15 protein-coding genes are annotated in these 18,230 nt (G+C 44.5%); 7 read left to right on the forward strand and 8 right to left on the reverse strand.

What is annotated here, in order from left to right; translation table 11 throughout:
- The first annotated feature begins 14 nt into the window (after window positions 1-14).
- From DFP76_RS03805 to DFP76_RS03820, 4 genes are read left to right on the forward strand one after another with little or no spacing between them, the layout of a single operon-like run.
- Window positions 15-926 carry an ABC transporter permease subunit gene (locus DFP76_RS03805; protein ID WP_063332502.1) on the forward strand — a complete coding sequence of 304 codons (912 nt, stop codon included), beginning with the start codon at window positions 15-17 and terminating at the stop codon, window positions 924-926.
- A complete protein-coding gene (gene livM, locus DFP76_RS03810; protein ID WP_113873346.1) occupies window positions 926-2,206 on the forward strand; it encodes a high-affinity branched-chain amino acid ABC transporter permease LivM in 1,281 nt (426 codons plus the stop codon). The genes DFP76_RS03805 and livM overlap by 1 nt, the downstream gene beginning before the upstream one ends.
- The gene (locus DFP76_RS03815) at window positions 2,203-3,084 is read left to right on the forward strand and encodes an ABC transporter ATP-binding protein (RefSeq protein ID WP_113873347.1); all 882 of its coding nucleotides are present in this window, start codon (window positions 2,203-2,205) and stop codon (window positions 3,082-3,084) included. Before livM ends, DFP76_RS03815 begins: the two co-directional genes overlap by 4 nt.
- Window positions 3,081-3,794 carry an ABC transporter ATP-binding protein gene (locus DFP76_RS03820; RefSeq protein ID WP_113873348.1) on the forward strand — a complete coding sequence of 238 codons (714 nt, stop codon included), beginning with the start codon at window positions 3,081-3,083 and terminating at the stop codon, window positions 3,792-3,794. Before DFP76_RS03815 ends, DFP76_RS03820 begins: the two co-directional genes overlap by 4 nt.
- A 109-nt stretch (window positions 3,795-3,903) precedes the next feature.
- On the opposite strand, the gene tsaC is transcribed toward DFP76_RS03820, so the two are convergent.
- From tsaC to glnA, 5 genes are all read right to left on the reverse strand, one after another.
- Window positions 3,904-4,461, reverse strand: a complete 558-nt coding sequence (tsaC, locus tag DFP76_RS03825) for an L-threonylcarbamoyladenylate synthase type 1 TsaC (protein ID WP_113873349.1) — start codon at window positions 4,459-4,461, stop codon at window positions 3,904-3,906.
- A 120-nt stretch (window positions 4,462-4,581) separates the two neighbouring features.
- Window positions 4,582-4,962 carry a DUF3461 family protein gene (locus DFP76_RS03830; RefSeq protein ID WP_113873350.1) on the reverse strand — a complete coding sequence of 127 codons (381 nt, stop codon included), beginning with the start codon at window positions 4,960-4,962 and terminating at the stop codon, window positions 4,582-4,584.
- Between the two features lie 142 nt (window positions 4,963-5,104).
- Window positions 5,105-6,538: a nitrogen regulation protein NR(I) gene (ntrC, locus tag DFP76_RS03835; RefSeq protein ID WP_013797468.1), complete on the reverse strand. Its 1,434-nt coding sequence runs from the start codon at window positions 6,536-6,538 to the stop codon at window positions 5,105-5,107.
- The gene (glnL, locus tag DFP76_RS03840) at window positions 6,535-7,620 is read right to left on the reverse strand and encodes a nitrogen regulation protein NR(II) (protein ID WP_113873714.1); all 1,086 of its coding nucleotides are present in this window, start codon (window positions 7,618-7,620) and stop codon (window positions 6,535-6,537) included. Before glnL ends, ntrC begins: the two co-directional genes overlap by 4 nt.
- A gap of 205 nt (window positions 7,621-7,825) precedes the next feature.
- Window positions 7,826-9,232 carry a glutamate--ammonia ligase gene (glnA, locus tag DFP76_RS03845; protein ID WP_113873351.1) on the reverse strand — a complete coding sequence of 469 codons (1,407 nt, stop codon included), beginning with the start codon at window positions 9,230-9,232 and terminating at the stop codon, window positions 7,826-7,828.
- Window positions 9,233-9,564: 332 nt separating this feature from the next.
- Between glnA and thiI the strand changes: the two genes are divergently transcribed.
- Window positions 9,565-11,016: a tRNA uracil 4-sulfurtransferase ThiI gene (gene thiI, locus DFP76_RS03850; protein ID WP_113873352.1), complete on the forward strand. Its 1,452-nt coding sequence runs from the start codon at window positions 9,565-9,567 to the stop codon at window positions 11,014-11,016.
- Window positions 11,017-11,081: 65 nt separating this feature from the next.
- Here thiI and modF read toward each other — a convergent pair whose 3' ends face one another.
- Together modF and ilvC are read right to left on the reverse strand one after the other, a co-directional pair.
- The gene (gene modF / locus DFP76_RS03855) at window positions 11,082-12,533 is read right to left on the reverse strand and encodes a molybdate ABC transporter ATP-binding protein ModF (RefSeq protein WP_113873353.1); all 1,452 of its coding nucleotides are present in this window, start codon (window positions 12,531-12,533) and stop codon (window positions 11,082-11,084) included.
- Window positions 12,534-12,660: 127 nt separating this feature from the next.
- Entirely contained in the window at window positions 12,661-14,133 is a 1,473-nt protein-coding gene (gene ilvC, locus DFP76_RS03860; protein ID WP_113873354.1) for a ketol-acid reductoisomerase, read from the reverse strand.
- 225 nt (window positions 14,134-14,358) lie between these two features.
- Here ilvC and ilvY point away from each other — a divergent pair, with 225 nt between their 5' ends.
- On the forward strand, window positions 14,359-15,252 hold the full coding sequence (gene ilvY, locus DFP76_RS03865; RefSeq protein WP_113873355.1) for an HTH-type transcriptional activator IlvY: 894 nt from the start codon (window positions 14,359-14,361) through the stop codon (window positions 15,250-15,252).
- Window positions 15,253-15,395: 143 nt separating this feature from the next.
- Window positions 15,396-16,598 carry a sugar transporter gene (locus tag DFP76_RS03870; protein WP_113873356.1) on the forward strand — a complete coding sequence of 401 codons (1,203 nt, stop codon included), beginning with the start codon at window positions 15,396-15,398 and terminating at the stop codon, window positions 16,596-16,598.
- On the opposite strand, the gene DFP76_RS03875 is transcribed toward DFP76_RS03870, so the two are convergent.
- A complete protein-coding gene (locus tag DFP76_RS03875) occupies window positions 16,595-18,217 on the reverse strand; it encodes a GGDEF domain-containing protein (RefSeq protein ID WP_181799786.1) in 1,623 nt (540 codons plus the stop codon). The two genes, DFP76_RS03870 and DFP76_RS03875, sit on opposite strands and share 4 nt — an antisense overlap.
- Window positions 18,218-18,230: the final 13 nt, after the last annotated feature.

The raw sequence follows: 18,230 nt of genomic DNA on the forward strand, positions 1-18,230 counted from the left end.
CCAAGAGGTTTTTGATGGATATCATTCTCCAGCAACTGGTTAACGGGCTTTCCCTTGGCTCCGTGTATGGGCTTATTGCGATTGGGTACACCATGGTTTATGGGATCATTGGTATGATCAACTTCGCCCACGGCGATGTGTACATGGTGTCCGCTTATGTAACGGCAATTGCGATTGCATTGCTTTCTTTCTTTGGTATTGAGTCTTTTCCTGTTGTTATCCTAGGTACACTCATTTTTACGATTTTTGTGACGGGCGTTTATGGCTGGGTGATCGAGCGTGTGGCTTACCGTCCTTTGCGCGGCTCTAGTCGTCTTTCTATCTTAATTTCAGCCATCGGTATGTCGCTGATTTTGCAGAACTATGTACAAATCAGCCAAGGTGCAAAACAGCAAGGGGTGCCAACTTTATTGTCTGGTGCAATTCGTTTTGATGTGGGTGATGGCTTTGTACAGCTGACTTATATGAAGCTGTTTATTTTGTGTGCTTCCTTTATTGGTATGGGCGTGCTGACCTATATCATCCAGAAAACCAAATTAGGTCGTATGTGTCGTGCTACTCAACAAGACCCTAAAATGGCGTCTATTTTGGGTATAGATACCGACAAGATCATTTCAACCGTATTTGTTATTGGTGCCACTATGGCAGCTTTAGCTGGTGTTCTAGTAACCCTTGATTATGGCGGTTTTGATTTCTATGTCGGGTTTATTATTGGCATTAAAGCCTTCACCGCTGCGGTGTTAGGTGGCATTGGTTCGTTGCCTGGCGCTATGTTGGGCGGCATCATTCTCGGCCTATCTGAAGCCTTGTTTGCTGGCTTGATTAGCTCAGATTATAAAGACGTTTTCTCTTTCTCTTTGCTAGTCATTATCTTGATCTTCCGACCAAGTGGCCTGTTGGGTAAACCTGAAGTGGAGAAGGTGTAATGAGCCAAGCAGTGGTAAGTATTAATTACAAAAAAAGTGTAATAGATGCCGTTATTGCAGGGTTATTGGCGCTCATCGTCTTTGGTCCCATTGTCGGCATTGTGCTAGATGGTTATGACTTTAATGCAGAGCCAGAACGTCTGATGTGGATTGTATTGACAGTGATGGCTGGTCGTTTGGCTGCTTCTGTCTTTTTCCAAACATCGAAAGGGGCTGCATTCCTATATAAACACAGTTCAAAAGAGGAAGGTGTGCATGTGTTGCCACCGGGTCATAAATCCAAATTACGTTGGATTATTCCTCTGACCATTGTCATTGCTTTACTCGTGCCCTTTATTGCTTCGAAGTACATTTTGACCGTGGTGATTTTAGGGTTGATCTATGTCCTGTTGGGGCTTGGCTTGAACATAGTGGTTGGTCTTGCTGGGTTATTGGATTTAGGCTTCGTAGGGTTTTATGCCATTGGTGCTTATGGATTGGCGTTGGGGTATGAACACCTTGGACTAGGGTTTTGGTCTATGTTGCCGATTTCGGCCATTATTGCCGCCATATTTGGAGCCATTCTTGGCTTTCCAGTGTTGCGTATGCACGGTGATTACTTGGCTATTGTGACTCTTGGCTTCGGTGAAATCATTCGCTTGGTATTGACCAACTGGACGGAAGTAACTCAAGGCCCTAATGGCATGAACGCGCCTTTACCAACCTTTTTTGGTATGGAGTTTAAGCGTCGTGCTAGTGAAGGACATGTGCCTTTCCATGAGTTTTTTGGTATCCCTTATAGCTCCGTTTATAAATATATCTTTATTTATTTAGTGTTGTTGTTGGTGGTGTTAGGGGTTCTGTATGTTAAAAAACGCCTTACTAAAATGCCTATTGGTCGCGCCTGGGAAGCCTTGCGTGAAGATGAAATTGCCTGTCGTTCATTGGGTTTAAATCATGTGTTGGTGAAGCTGTCAGCCTTTATGATCGGTGCATCCACTGGTGGTTTGGCAGGGGTATTCTTTGCTACTTACCAAGGTTTTGTTAACCCTTCATCCTTTACTTTCTTTGAGTCTGCATTGATTCTCGCCATTGTCGTATTAGGTGGAATGGGCTCGACCTTGGGTGTGGTCATTGCCGCTTTTGTTCTGACCGTTGCACCTGAATTATTGAGGGAGTTTGCTGACTATCGTGTGCTTGCTTTCGGTATGTTGATGGTATTAATGATGATTTGGAAACCTCGTGGTCTAGTGCGTATGACTCGTACTGGTGTAGAGCAGCGTGAGGGGAATGTAAAATGAGCCAAGACAGTATCTTAAAAGTAGACAATTTGGTCATGCATTTTGGCGGTATTAAAGCGTTAAATGATGTGAATTTTGAAATCAAACGAGGCTCGGTTTCAGCATTAATTGGTCCAAATGGTGCGGGTAAAACCACGGTTTTTAACTGTCTGACTGGTTTCTATAAAGCCACTGGCGGTAACATTATGTTGGATGCTTGTGGTAAAACCACCAGTGTGATTCAAGTCTTGGGTGAACCCTTTCAAGCGAGTGACTTTTTAAACCCAGTTGCTTTTGCGAAGCGTCTTAAATATAAGATGTTTGGTGGTTCGCACTTGGTAAATCGCGCTGGCTTGTCACGTACTTTCCAAAACATTCGTTTGTTTAAAGAAATGTCGGTGGTTGAAAACTTGTTGGTGGCGCAACACATGCGTGCAAATCGCAGTTTAATCGCTGGTATTTTGAATACCAAAGCCTATAAAAAGTCAGAAGAGGAGGCGCTCGAGCGGGCTTTTTATTGGCTTGGTGTAGTGGATCTGAAAGATTTTGCCAATCGCTTGGCTGGAGAGCTTTCTTATGGTCAGCAACGTCGTTTGGAGATTGCTCGTGCCATGTGCACCAATCCAGAAATCGTTTGTCTGGATGAGCCTGCAGCGGGCTTAAACCCTTCTGAAACAGAAGCCTTAACCAAGATGATTCGTGTTTTGCGTGATCAGCACAATACCACAGTATTATTGATCGAGCATGACATGGGCATGGTGATGAATATCTCTGACTACATAGTGGTTTTGGACCACGGCGAGGTGATTGCAAAAGGTGGTCCTGAGGACATTAAGTCGAATCCAAAAGTCATCGCGGCTTACTTGGGAGCAGAAGAAGGTGAAGAGGTGACGTTATGAGCAGCTTGATGGAATTTAAAGAGGTTGATGTTCATTACGGTCCAATTCAAGCTCTGAAAAAGGTCTCTTTGTCAGTAAACGAAGGGGAAATTGTCACATTAATTGGGGCGAATGGGGCGGGTAAATCGACCCTGTTAATGTCGATATTTGGTCAGCCAAGAATTTCCTCTGGTGAGATTATTTATCGTGGTGAAGACATTTCTAAAAAGTCGTCACACTATGTGGCTTCGCATGGCTTGGCACAATCGCCAGAAGGTCGACGTATCTTCCCAGGGATGAGTGTGGAAGAAAATCTGTTGATGGGGACCATCCCAATTGGTATGGATCATGCGGAAGAAGACATGCGGAAGATGTTTGACTTATTTCCACGTCTAGAAGAGCGTCGTAATCAACGTGCCTCTACTATGTCTGGTGGTGAGCAACAAATGCTAGCGATAGCTCGAGCCTTGATGAGCCGTCCGAAGCTGCTGCTATTGGATGAGCCTAGTCTGGGTTTGGCCCCCATTATTGTGAAGCAGATCTTCGAGATTCTGAAAGACGTTGCCAGTACGGGGATGACCATCTTTCTAGTGGAGCAGAATGCCAACCATGCTCTGAAGCTAGCTGATCGTGGTTATGTCATGGTAAACGGTGAGATTCGTATGTCAGGGACCGGTGATGAGTTACTGGTTAACCCTGAAGTGAGAGAGGCTTATTTAGGCGGTCACTAAGTCTGATAAGAGTTAATAAAAACGGCGTCTTGTTATGCACAAGGCGCCGTTTTTTTATGGATGTGAATAACTGTTTGGGTTTTCAACAGTGTTATCAAACATGGAGGGCTTAAGCTCTAAACAACTTGCCTGTCATTATGTCTTTAACTTGAGAGGGTTGATCGGCTTGCCCTAGCGGTGCTTGGTAAATAGCATCGATCTGGTCGCCAAAGTAATGCTGAACCTCTTCTGCTGTCATGGCTGGCTCAAGCCCTGCAGGGTTGGCAGAGGTGGATACCATAACGCCGCCAAACGCCTGACAAAGCGTTTGTACTGGTTGGTGTTGTGTCAGTCTAATGGCAACACTCTGGTGCTCACCACGTACCCAACTTGGCGTGATTTGAGTGTCTGGAACAACCCATGATGTTGGGCGATCTGTGGTGCTGATTAAGCGCTGTGCTGCCTCTTCCGATAGGGTTTTCATCCATGGCTCTAGCTGAGAAGGCTCGCCAGCGATGAGGATCAACCCTTTGGCTTGCGGTCGAGATTTTAACGTTAAGATTCGTTGTACCGCTGCTTGATTAAACGGATCGCATCCTAGCCCCCAAACAGCTTCAGTAGGGTAGGCAATCACACCACCTTGTCGAAGGAGGCTGGCAAGTTCAGTCGTGGAGGTTATGAGTTTCATGATAGACCAGTAAGAACGTTGGAAAAAGGAGGTGAATTGTAGCGATAATGACTGATATGAGCCAGTATTGGCTGGGCTTAGAGCCTCAGCCAATGGGCAGTTTAAGACTCAAGTTGAGTCTTATGACATGGCATCAATTTTTTCTTTGATTTCGTTAATCTTGCTGTTAACGACTTTTTCAAGATGCTCAAGTTCTTTGATTAAATCTTCTTTAGATGCTTTGCTTTCGTGCTGCTTACCAACGATTTGCTCAAGCTCTTCCATGGCTCGTAGGACAACAAGAGAAGGCTCTTGTACTTGACGATAAGTTTGTTGACCACCATCAGCCAATACCGTTTTTGTTGAACGCCCAAACTTGAATTTTTTACTTTTAGGTAACAAAGAGCCTTTTTCACGACGGTAATAGATTTTTAAAACGTCATGGCCAGCTTCATAGCGTAGAGTGAATTTTTCAATGTCTTGAATACTGGTGACGCCCATTGACTGAAGTGTTGGATACATATGAGTTTTCCCTATTTTTAGTGTACAAAGCCTATCCTTAATTAGTATGGGATTGTGGCCGGAAAAGCAAGTTTAAATTGGCTTGAAGATGAGAAGAAGCCAGTCACCTTGATGTGACTGGCTTTTTTTGAAGTGGAGAGAGTTACTCGTCGTCTTGCTCGGCGTGATCTATATTGAGCTCTTTGATTTTACGAGTCAGGGTATTACGTCCCCAGCCAAGCAATAACGAAGCGTCGCGACGACGTCCACCGGTGTGAGCAAGTGCCGTTTCAATCATAATGCGTTCGAATTTAGGCACGGCTTGATCAAGGATGCCTTTTTGACCCGTTGCCAAGGTGCTGTCGACCCAGTTCTTCAAGGCTTCTTCCCAAGAAGAGAAAGGTTGTTCATTCGGAACAGCGGTTAACAACTCTGGTGGTAAGTCTTCGACTAAGACTTCACGACCTGATGCCATAACAATTAACCAACGGCAGGTGTTTTCCAACTGACGAACATTACCCGGCCAGTCTAGTTGAGTAAGGTAGTTTTCCGTTTCTTTTGTTAGCTGTTTAGGTTCAACCGACAGCTCTTCAGCGGCGCGGCTCAGGAAGTGACGGGCCAACTTTGGAATGTCTTCGCGACGTTCTGCTAGTTTAGGCAGGTGGACACGAATAACATTTAAACGGTGGAATAAATCTTCACGGAAGGAACCTTTCTGTACCAAGGTTTCGAGGTCTTGGTGTGTGGCTGCAATGATACGCACATCCACTTTAACTGGCGTATGGCCACCGACACGATAAAACTCGCCATCGGCTAGAACGCGTAATAGACGAGTTTGCGTTTCAGCCGGCATATCACCGATCTCATCTAGAAATAATGTCCCGCCATTGGCTTGTTCAAAGCGACCGCGTCGTTGCGTGTTGGCTCCGGTAAAGGCGCCTTTTTCATGACCAAATAGCTCTGATTCAATCAAATCGTGTGGAATGGCGGCCATGTTTAAAGCGATAAAAGGATTAGCGGCTCTTGGACTGTGGGTGTGCAGGGCTTGGGCGACTAACTCTTTACCCGTGCCTGATTCGCCGTTAATCAGCACTGTAATGTTGGAGTTCGCTAAACGGCCAATGGCACGAAAGACTTCCTGCATCGCAGGGGCTTCACCAATGATTTCTTTATCGACTTGTTGCTCGACTTCTTCTTCCATGTCTTCTGTACTGGGCATGGCGTTTTTATGGTGGAGCATGGCGCGTTTCACTAGGCTTACCGCTTCTTCCACATCAAATGGCTTTGGCAAATATTCAAATGCACCGCCTTGGTAAGATGCTACAGCACTTTCTAAGTCTGAGTGTGCTGTCATAATGATGACAGGCAAATAAGGGTAGTCACTTTGCAGCTTTTCAAGCAGTTTTAAACCGTCCATTCCTGGCATGCGAATGTCACTGATGATGGCGTTGGGCTGCTCTTTGTCAATCATGTGTACTAGGTTTTCAGCGGAATCAAACAGACGACATTGAATGCCTTCTTGTTCTAACGTTTTTTCTAAAACCCAGCGAATGGAGCGGTCATCATCAACAATCCATACGGTTTCTTCAGTTGTCATAAGTGTTTCTCCTGCTCTTGGACTGTCGTCTCAATGGGTATTAATATGTTGAATTCTGTACGTTGTGGTTCGCTGTTGCACTCCACAATGCCTTGATGTTGGTGAATCACGGATTGGGCGATAGAAAGGCCTAATCCTGTTCCATCGGCACGGCCACTGACCATGGGGTAAAATAAGGTGTTTAGAATGCTGTCTGGAATACCAGGACCGTTATCTATGATGCTGATTTTGCAGACTAAACGATGACGCTTTGAGCCAATAGTGAATTGGCGTAAAGTGCGTGTCACGATTTGAATGGTTTTGTTGTGATTGCTGTCATCGGCCATTAAGGCTTGCATGGCATTTCGAGTAATGTTCAGCAAGGCTTGTATTAATTGAGATTCGTCACCGACTAGGTCTGGAATACTTGGATCATAGTCTCGAATGAGCTTAATTTGATTATCGGTTTCAACGGAAATCAATTGTCTGACGCGCTCAATGACTTTGTGAATATTCAGCTCTTTATTCTTGGGTAGTTGGCGTGGCCCAAGTAAACGGTCGACTAAATCTCGTAATCGATCTGATTCCTCAATAATCACTTGGGTGTAATCTTTTAATGCTTCATCTGTAAAGGCTCGACTGATCAATTGCGCTGCGCCGCGAATGCCGCCTAGCGGGTTTTTGATTTCGTGAGCTAAGCCTCGTACTAATTCTTTACTGGTCTCATGGTTGGCAATGATTTCATCTTCCTTCGAGATGCGCTTCATTCTGTCTCTTGGGTAAAGTTCAATGATCAGGCTTTCGGTAAAATTAGAAGAACCCATCACTGGGGTGACGGTGTAGTCACAGAACAACTTTTTGCCATTGCTGCATTCAATTTCGGCTTCGCGTTTAGTAAAAGGGTGGCCGGATTCGATGGCTGACATTAAGGCTTCAATGCTTTCTTCACCTTCACGAAAAGCAGCACTTAAGTCATTTCCATAGATGCGACGACGACTGACCGCTAATAACATTTCGGCGGCTGGATTAAGGTACTCAATCTCTAATTTGCTGTTTAATTCAACCACTGCCGTGGATAAATGATCTATTAATAAACTGTACACACTCATCGCCTCTTTTCTGACCTTAATCTAACTGCAAAAAACGAACCAACATTGGGCAATCCAAAACCGCTTATTTATCAAGTCTTTTATTTTTCATGCAGGGGATGTTTGCACAATTATAGTGCATTTAACGGCGGCTGAATTTTCTAGTGCAAAAAAAAGCCCCGATCTGTGTCGGGGCTTTTGAATCAGAAATTATGACGGATTACACGCTGTAGTAAAGATCGAATTCTACAGGGTGAGTTGTCATAGAAACGCGCAATGCTTCTTCTGTTTTCAGGTCGATATAAGCATCGATCATGTCATCAGAGAATACGCCACCTTGAGTTAAGAACTCACGGTCTTCGTCTAGACACTTAAGCGCTTCTTCTAGGCTGCCAGCCACTTGTGGGATAGCCAATGCTTCTTCTGCTGGAAGATCGTAAAGGTCTTTGTCAGCGGCATCGCCTGGGTGAATTTTGTTTTTGATACCGTCAAGGCCAGCCATCAACATAGCGGCGAAAGCTAGGTATGGGTTAGCGGTTGGATCAGGGAAACGTGCTTCAATACGCTTACCTTTAGGGCTTGCAACGTATGGAATACGGATAGAAGCAGAACGGTTACGAGCTGAGTAAGCCAGCATAACAGGTGCTTCAAAACCAGGAACAAGACGCTTGTAAGAGTTAGTTGAAGCGTTGGTAAACGCATTCAATGCTTTCGCGTGCTTAATGATACCGCCAATGTAGTAAAGGGCTGTTTCAGATAGGCCTGCATATTGGTCACCAGCAAATTGGTTAACGCCATCTTTCCAGAAAGATTGGTGAACGTGCATACCAGAACCGTTGTCACCAACGATAGGTTTAGGCATGAAAGTCGCTGTTTTGCCGTAAGCGTGAGCAACGTTGTGTACGCAGTACTTAAGCACTTGTACTTCATCCGCTTTTTTAACCATAGTGTTAAATTTAACACCGATTTCGTTTTGACCAGCCGTTGCTACTTCATGGTGATGAACTTCTACTTCTAGACCCATTGTTTCCATCGCGCCACACATTGCAGAGCGTAGGTCGTGATGAGAATCTACAGGTGGTACTGGGAAGTAACCGCCTTTAACGGTAGGACGGTGACCCATGTTACCGCCTTCGATTTTAGAGTTAGATGCCCACGCGGCTTCTTCTGCATTGATTTCTACAGAACAGCCTGACATGTCAGCTTTCCAACGAACGTCGTCAAATACGAAGAACTCTGGCTCAGGACCAAAGAAAGCCGTGTCGCCAAGACCTGTTGATTTTAGGAATTCTTCTGCACGCAATGCAACAGAACGTGGGTCACGGTCATAGCCCTGCATAGTAGAAGGTTCGATGATGTTACAACGAACAATAACAGTAGGCTCTTCAGTGAAAGGATCGATAATAGCCGTATCATCCTGTGGCATCATAATCATGTCTGATTCGTTAATGCCTTTCCAGCCAGCGATGGAAGAACCATCAAACATCTGACCATTTTCAAAGAACTCTTCATCAACAGTAACAGCCGGAATTGAAACGTGCTGTTCTTTACCTTTAAAATCAGTAAAACGAAGGTCAACCCACTTCGCGTCATGCTCGGCAATCAAGGCAAGGGTCTTGTCTGACATAGTTATTCTCCAGTCGTTGTTAAAGCAAAATAGCTTTTCGTTTGATAGTGCTTCAATGCAAAGCACGATTTCCCCAATATAAAGCACAAGCTGTGCCAGAAGTTTGTGCGAATGAAAAAAACCATAAAAAACAAATAGATATACTTGTTGGTTATTTTTTGTGCACAGAATGGTGACCACTTAAAGGGCGCAATACGATCATAATGCACCAAAAATGAACATAAAAGATCAACATGTTCTTTTTTGGTGCGAATATAAAGTTTTCGTATCCCTGTCCTTTTCTTTATAATGCGCTCTCTTTTTAACCACTTGGTATTTAACCCGCAAGCTCTATGAAATTTATCGTTAAGTTCTTCCCTGAAATTACCATCAAAAGTCGTCCTGTCAGAAAAGCGTTCATCAAACAGTTGAGACATAATCTCAAGTTGGTGTTAAAGAAATATGACTCGGAGGTGGTGGTCGCAGGAAACTGGGACTTCATCGAAGTATTGTCTAATCGTGATGAGTTACGTGAGGATTTTACGGATGCGCTTTCACGAGTGGCTGGCATAGCCCACTTCCAGTTTGTTCGAGAATTCCCTCTGACGACCTTGGATAACATTGTCGACGAGGCGTTATCTTCCTATGCAGAGGATCTAAAAGACGCGGTGTTTGCGGTGAGAGTAAAACGTGTCGGTAAGCATGACTTCTCTTCTGTTGAAGCTGAGCGTTATATTGGCGGATGCCTAAAAGCCAAAAGTGGTGCGCTGGGTGTGCGCTTGAAAAATCCAGATGTCTTAGTCCCAATTGATATTCGCGATGGTCGAGTTTGGATGATTGAACAACGTATCGAGGGGCTAGGTGGTTACCCATTAGGGTCACAAGATTCTGTTTTGTCACTCATCTCTGGTGGTTTTGATTCTACGGTGAGCTCTTATCTGACCATGAGTCGTGGGTTGAAAACGCATTTTTGTTTTTTCAACCTAGGCGGTGATGCCCATGAAATTGGTGTGAAGCAAGTCTCGAATTACATTTGGGAAAAATACGGATCCTCTTTGAATGTTAAGTTCATTACCATTCCTTTCGAAGCGGTTGTTGGCGAGATTCTGACTAAGGTCGATAATTCCGAAATGGGTGTCATACTGAAACGTATGATGCTAAGAGCGGCGTCAGAAGTCATGGCAGGCGTTGGAGCCAAAGCCTTGGTAACGGGTGAAAGTGTGGCGCAGGTTTCCAGTCAAACTTTAATCAATTTAAAAGTCATCGATCAGGTAACAGATGAGTTGGTGATTCGTCCTCTTATTACGTCTAACAAACAAGAAATCATAGATAAAGCGATTGAAATTGGAACCGCGCCGTTTGCCGCTAGTATGCCAGAGTTTTGCGGTGTGATTTCTGTCAAGCCGACCACGCGAGCCAAGATGCATCGCATTGAACGAGAAGAAGGCAAATTTGATTTCGCAGTGCTAGAAAAGGCGGTTGAAGACGCGAGAGTCATGTCGATTCAAAATGTGATGGACGATGTAGAGAAGCAGTACCAAGGCGAAGTACCTGTGGTACGCATGCCGGTTGGCGATGAAATCATCATAGACATTCGTCATCCTGATGAGGCAGAAAGAAAGCCATTAAAAGTCAGTGGCCGTCCTGTTAAAGCCATTCCTTTCTTTGCGCTGGAATCTGGCTGGTCCGATATGCCTGCAGATACTACCCACTTATTTTACTGTGGCAAAGGCGTAATGAGCCGTATCCATGCGTCTTACCTACTAGGAAAAGGCTATAGCAACGTAGGCATTTACCTTCCTTAAATCTCCTTCCAGATTGCAAAAGCCAACTCAATGAGTTGGCTTTTGTGTTTCTGGGAAGCGTAAACCTAACTCTTCTTCAACGCCAAGTAGTTTTCAATGCCGTTAATTTTGTCTTCAGCATGATGGTTAACGTACAGTACGGTGGTTTCTGAGCCTGAACAGATTTTTTCGATTAAGGCTAAGACCAGTTGGCGGTTCATGTCGTCCAAGCCAAGGCAGGGTTCATCAAGAATTAACAATGGTGGATGTTTGACCATGGCGCGAGCGATGAGTAACAAACGTTGGTCACCGTAAGACAATTTGTTAAAAGGCTGATCTGCTCGATCACGCATGCCTAATAAAGCAAGCCATTGATCCGCGATGGCTTTTTGCTTATCGCTTGGTTTAGTGTACATACCAATGCTGTCGTGAAGCCCTGAAATAATAACATTTCGACAACTGGTGCTGACACGGTATTCCCATTGTAGTGATGTTGAGACGTAACCAATAAACTGTTTAATCTGCCAGATGCTTTCGCCGTTACCTCGTTGAAAACCGAAGACGAAAATATCATTCACATAACATTGTGGGTGATCACCTGTGATCAGAGATAACACGCCTGTTTTGCCACTGCCATTTGGGCCGCTAAGCTGCCAATGTTGCCCTTTTTCAATTGTCCAATTGAGCTTATCGACAATAACCGTGTCACCGTACTTTATGGTGATGTCTGTCAGTTTGACAAGCGGTTGGTTTGGATCAAGTTCGGGCAGTTGGTTTGCTGTATCAATGCCTGGGATGGTGAGTTTAGTGGTCTTTAGGTGGAACAGTTGAGCGAGTTCCTCGAAAGCTATTTTATCTTGTTTATCAATGGTTAATGCCAGACGACCAGAGTCGATATGGTCATCGTTGTGAGACTTTTCCATGTAGGCCACATGGGTGATGAAGTCAGGCATTTCATCAAAACGATTTAATACCAAGACCATAGGTATGCTGTCTACAATGGACGCAAGGTGATTTTGCAGCATCGTTAAAGTGTCAGCATCTAAGCCATCAAATGGCTCATCTAGGATCAGTAGATCGGGTTGACTACAGAGGGCACGAATCAGCATGACCTTGCGGGTTTCCCCAGTTGATAGCTTGCGAAAAGCGCGATCTTGTAGCGTTTGAAGACCGAATTTTTGAATCAAATCGTTGGCTAAATCGGAATCTCGACAATTCTCAAAGAGGATTTCGTGAACCGGTGTCCCTTCTGAAATCACGTCCAAGATGTCGGCATCGTCTTTTTTTAACTCGCGGGCGATAAGCTCCGCTTGTGCTTCAAAAGAAACCAAGGCAGGGCGTTTTGGCAACCCTGTTATGGTGCCATGTTTAACGTCACCAATACCGGCTAGTAGGGCGGCGAGGGCAGACTTTCCAGAGCCATTCGAACCAGTAATTACCCAATGTTGGTTGGCTTGTATGGTCCAATGAATGTCATTCAGTTCAAAGTCTTCATTAAAGTCGACGGTGAGCTGGTTTAAATGAATGCTGGAGTTCATATTCGCCTTCCAAAAAGTAAATGAGTTAAAGTACACACAAAAAAGCCGAGATGTATTTCTATAAATAATCTCGGCTTTTTGATGTTATGAGTCGTTAATATGCGATGTTATGATCGCAATAATCGACTTATACGATTTTCTTCATGTCCGCCATGTGACCGCGAAGAACTCCACCAATGGCTTCCACTGGGTGGCTACGTAGCGCGGCATTTACTTCGATCAAGCGAGCATTGTCTACGCCAGTATCTTCAAGATCTAGACCTTTACCGATCACATCCGTTTTGATGCCTTTCATGAAGTCACCTAGCAAAGGTAGGCAAGCGTGGTTGTATAGGTAACAACCGTATTCTGCTGTATCAGAAATTGTCGCGTTCATTTCGTAAAGCTTCTTACGAGCGATGGTGTTCGCGATTAGTGGCGTTTCGTGTAGAGACTCGTAGTAAGCAGACTCAGCGATGATGCCCGCTGCTGTCATAGTTTCGAATGCTAGCTCAACACCCGCTTTCACCATAGCAACCATCAAGATACCGTTATCGAAGAACTCTTGCTCAGAGATTTCAACGTCACCTGCTGGTGTTTTCTCGAAGTTAGTCTCAGCGGTTTCTGCACGCCAGCCTAGTAGATTCTTATCATCGTTCGCCCAGTCTTCCATCATCACGCGAGAGAAAGTACCGTCGATGATGTCGTCTTGGTGCTTGTTGTAAAGCGGACGCATGATGACTTTAAGCTCTTCAGACAGATCGAATGCTTTGATCTTAGCTGGGTTAGAAAGACGATCTAGCATGTTTGTCACGCCGCCGTATTTCAATGCTTCCGTGATGGTTTCCCAACCGAACTGGATCAACTTAGAGGCGTAACCTGGGTCGATGCCTTCTTCAACCATTTTGTCGAAGCAAAGGATAGAACCAGTTTGCAACATACCACAAAGGATCGTTTGCTCACCCATAAGGTCAGATTTAACTTCTGCGATGAAAGAAGACATTAGAACGCCTGCTTTGTGACCGCCAGTCCCCACAGCGTAGGCTTTTGCTAGAGCAAGACCTTCGCCTTTAGGATCATTGTCTTCGTGAACTGCGATCAGTGTTGGAACACCGAAACCACGAACGTATTCAGCACGTACTTCAGAACCTGGGCACTTAGGTGCAACCATGATAACGGTTAGGTCTTCACGGATTTGCATGCCTTCTTCTACGATGTTGAAACCGTGAGAGTAAGATAGGCAAGCGCCTTGCTTCATAAGAGGCATAACCGCTTTCACAACAGGCGTGTGTTGCTTATCAGGTGTTAGGTTCAATACCACGTCAGCTGTTGGGATTAGGTCTTCATATGTGCCCACAACAAAACCGTTTTCAGTGGCGTTTTTCCATGACTGACGTTTTTGAGCAATGGCTTCAGGGCGCAAAGCGTAAGACACGTCTAGACCAGAATCGCGTAGGTTAAGACCTTGGTTAAGACCTTGAGCACCACAACCGATCACAACAAGCTTTTTGCCTTTAAGCGCTTCTACGCCGTCAGCAAATTCAGAGCTGTCCATGAAACGACATTTGCCCAATTGTTCTAGTTGCTCGCGTAGCGGCAAGGTATTGAAATAGTTAGCCATGATAAGCCTTTCCTAATTTGTTGTGTTGGTATCCGTAATGAAGACACACAGATATGAAATGTTTGTTACCAAGCTAAAAGTCAGTTGGTAACCGATGGAAGTTACTTTAATGGATTGAGATCTTTTCGTAAATTGATATATTTGCAATACAGTATCCCATTTTTTGCAACATGACAGTGTGGACGGTATGATGGTGGTTTAATTAGCTACAAGTGGTGAGTTAGTGTGAATATTAAAGCCATTAAACACTTTTTAGCTTTGGCTGAAAGTCTGCATTTTGGTCGTGCTAGTGAAGAGTGTCACATCAGTATTTCTGCTTTATCACGCAATATTCGTCAACTTGAAGACGAGGTGGGTGTTGCTTTGTTTGCACGAGATAATCGTACTGTAACCCTCACACAAGAAGGTAAAAAATTTCTGGTGTATGCCCGCGAGGCGAGTAGTCAATGGCGCTTGATTCGCCATGAATTGTTAGACGATTCCGATCAATTGCATGGAGAAATTAGCATTTATTGCTCAGTAACAGCCAGTTACAGTTTTTTGTTCGAACTGTTGAATCGTTTTCGTCAAGTGCACCCAGGCATCGAGATTAAACTTCATACTGGCGACCCGGATGAGGCCATTTCTCGTATTTTGGATGGCAAAGAAGATTTAACCATCGCCGCTCGCCCCAACAATATGCCACGCAGTTTGGCGTTTAAAGGTATTAGCTTTTCTCCTTTAGTGTTTATTGCGCCAAATGAGCAACATTTACCCAGTGTGCCTATGACTCCCCCAGATTCTGCTGAGGCATGGGCAAATGTCCCAATGATTCTGTCTGAAGCTGGGGTGTCGCGTCATCGTATTGATGATTGGTTTTATCAGCAAAATATTAGTCCCAAAATTTATGCTCAAGTAGCAGGGAATGAGGCCATTGTGAGTATGGTCAGTTTGGGATTCGGGATAGGTGTGGTGCCTAAGATTGTATTGGACAACAGCCCTTTGCAAGATCGAGTGAAAATATGGCCGGTGCTACCAGAATTAGCGCCCTATGATATTGGTTTGTTTACTCTACAGAAAAACCTTAAAAACCCCATGGTTTCTGCATTTTGGGAACTTATGGCCGAGCGACGTACTTAAATTAAACTTATGGTTCTTTAATTTATCTTAAATCGTCATTTGTCGAAAAAATCCATAATTCGCCTATTTCTTTATTGGTGAAAAAATGGACAATGTGCGCCTCATTTGCACTTACTCTTCGATAGGTTTTTTCATACATTAATATGACTGCGATTCCCCCACTAGAGGAGACGGTTTCCCGCCGTGTCCAATATTTACGTGTCTTTATTCTAGGCTTCAGTGCGTTTATTTTTAATACCACTGAATTTGTGCCTGTCGGCCTGTTATCAGACATCGCCGACAGCTTCGCTATTGCGCCTGCACAAGTGGGTTGGATGCTGACGATTTACGCTTGGATTGTAGCGGTCATGTCTTTGCCTATGATGCTGCTGACACGTAACTTTGAGCGTAAAACTCTTTTATTAAGTCTTTTTGTGCTCTTTATCGTTAGCCATTTGTTAACCGTCTTTGCATGGAGCTATGGTGCTTTGTTGGTCAGTCGGATTGGTATTGCTTTTGCGCATGCGATCTTTTGGTCAATCACCGCTTCGATTGCGATTCGTGTTGCGCCACCAGGGAAAGAAACCTTTGCGCTCAGTGTGTTAGCAACAGGCACTGGCTTGGCCATGGTGCTAGGTGTTCCTGTGGGTCGAATCATCGGGCAATTATTGGGCTGGCGGATGACCTTTGCTGTGATTACTGTCATTGCGATTATAGTGGCAGTGGTTTTGTTTAGCTTGTTACCAAAGTTGCCGAGCTTGTTTTCTGGCTCTCTGAGTAAAGTGCCTGAAATTTTGAAGAACCGTATTCTGTTAGGAATGTATGTTTTTATCTTTGTGATTTTTTCAGCGCACTACACTGCATACAGCTACATTGAGCCGTTTCTCCAGCAGATAGGTTTGGTAAGCGAGCATTTCACTACGCTGATTCTGTTGCTTTTTGGGGTTGCAGGTATTTTTGGCAGTATTCTATTTAGCCAATTAGGTGATCGCGCGAATACTCTCATGCTGGTGATCAGTAGTATTGTGGTTACCTTTTGTATGTTGAGTTTATTCTTTACGGTGCAGCATTCTACCTGGTTGATTGTGGGGATATTGTGTTGGGGAGCAGCGATGATGATCATCGGTCTTAGCATGCAGATCAAGGTGTTAAGCATCGACAGCAGTGCGGCAGACATCATTATGTCGCTGTATTCCGGTATCATTAACTTAGGGATTGGTGCAGGCGCCTTAATTGGTGGTCAGGCTATCTTTTTGCTGGGCTTACCAAGTGTTGGTTTTACTGGGGCGGTGTTAGGTGTTGTGGCTCTGGTGATTTTGACCCTGTTGCTGAAAGCGATCCGTCGTCGTCAAACCACCACACATTAGATTAACTCATTATAGTGCGTTGCTTGATTACGCCCTTGTGCTTTAGATTGATAGAGTGCTTGATCCGCTTGTTTCATTAATCTGTCAGAGTCCGCTGTTTGCTCTGGTGAATGGGTGACGATGCCAAGGCTGATGCTTAGATGATTGGCGATATGGCTTTTCTTATGCTCAATATTGGCTGTGGCGATGGCTTGTATGCTTTGTTGTGCTTTATCTTTAGCGGCGGTCCTATCATGGCTCGGTAGAATCGCTACGAATTCTTCTCCACCGTATCGAGCAACCAGACCGTAATCACCTAGGGTTTGTTGTAGGACATTGGCCACTTTTTGTAAGGCTACATCGCCTTTAAGGTGACCATAGGTATCGTTATATTGTTTAAAATAATCGATGTCGATGAGTAGGATAGAGAGTGGTTCTTGTACTTGCTGACTAGTGGCTAGGTCGACTTGCAGTTTTTGATCAAAAGCACGGCGATTGGCAATATTCGTCAAGCTGTCGGTTAATGAAAGCGTTTCTAAACGATGGGTTTGGTCTTTGATGGTGGTAGAGAAGTGCTCAAATGCCTCAAACAGTTCGTCTATTTCATCCGCCTGAGTGTTGTGTCCGGTCTTTGGTGTGGCCATGCCTTCAAGCTTGTTCGTTAACCGTTTGAGGCGAGAAATCACTCTGCGATAGTGAACTAATATAGCCCCTATCATGGCGGCAAAAATGAGTAAGGCTGTCATTAGCCAGTTCTTTTGTTTTTCTATATCTTTTGTTAAATCCAGCACTTCTTGCTTTAAATTAGCCGTTTCATTGAAGGCCAACTGATCATTTACGTTGGTGTAGTCTTCGACCAATTTGCGAATGAAATGTTCTCGACCTCGGGTACGACCGGCGATTTTAAGATAACTCTTTTGAAGGCTAATTAAGCCTTGTTCCGAGACGAGGGTTAGGCGTAATTGATCATTAAATTGCCGTAAAAATACTTGCAAGTTGGGAGGGGATTGCTTGGCATAGGTGTCCAACGTGTCTAATAAGGTATTGGCCTTTTTTTCGAGTAATGACAGTTCATTCAGGCGTTCCAAATGGGCACTTTGATAAGCTAGCCCATTGCTTTTACTAAAATTAAGTTGCCACAGCGTGAGTGCCTCGCTGTTATAGTGGCTGGCAAGTAGGTGCTGATTGGCATTGGTTTGAAAGTGAATAAGGTGATCCAGCGTATTTGCAATTTGCTCCGCTAGATTGAGTTTTTGATCAATAAATTGTGTCAGTTGGCTGACTTCTTCTTGAAGGCTTTTTAGCTGCAGGGCTTCTGTGGGATTGTTTCTCGCTCTATACGCTTGCTCGGCCGTTTCATTTATTTTGATTTGGACTTCTTGTTGAGCAATACGGCGAGCGGCAGGATTATTTGCTTTGGTTAGCTGCTCAATTGCCAAAAAAAGCTCCGCGGATAAAATGGCCGTTTCGCTGGCATTTGCCATAGAGGGAAGGGTGTTATTAGACAGTTCGTGCAGAATACTCTGGGTTTCTTCGAGTTTTTTCTGCAGCACATAGCCAACCGCAATAAACAGCACAATGACAACGAGTAAGAGTAGGCTGAATTGCTTTTTTAACGTTATTTTAAATGGCCAGTGCAAATGAGGCTCCTCT

This window comes from Marinomonas aquiplantarum, from assembly GCF_003314975.1.
In the GTDB taxonomy this organism is placed as follows: Bacteria; Pseudomonadota; Gammaproteobacteria; order Pseudomonadales; family Marinomonadaceae; genus Marinomonas; species Marinomonas aquiplantarum.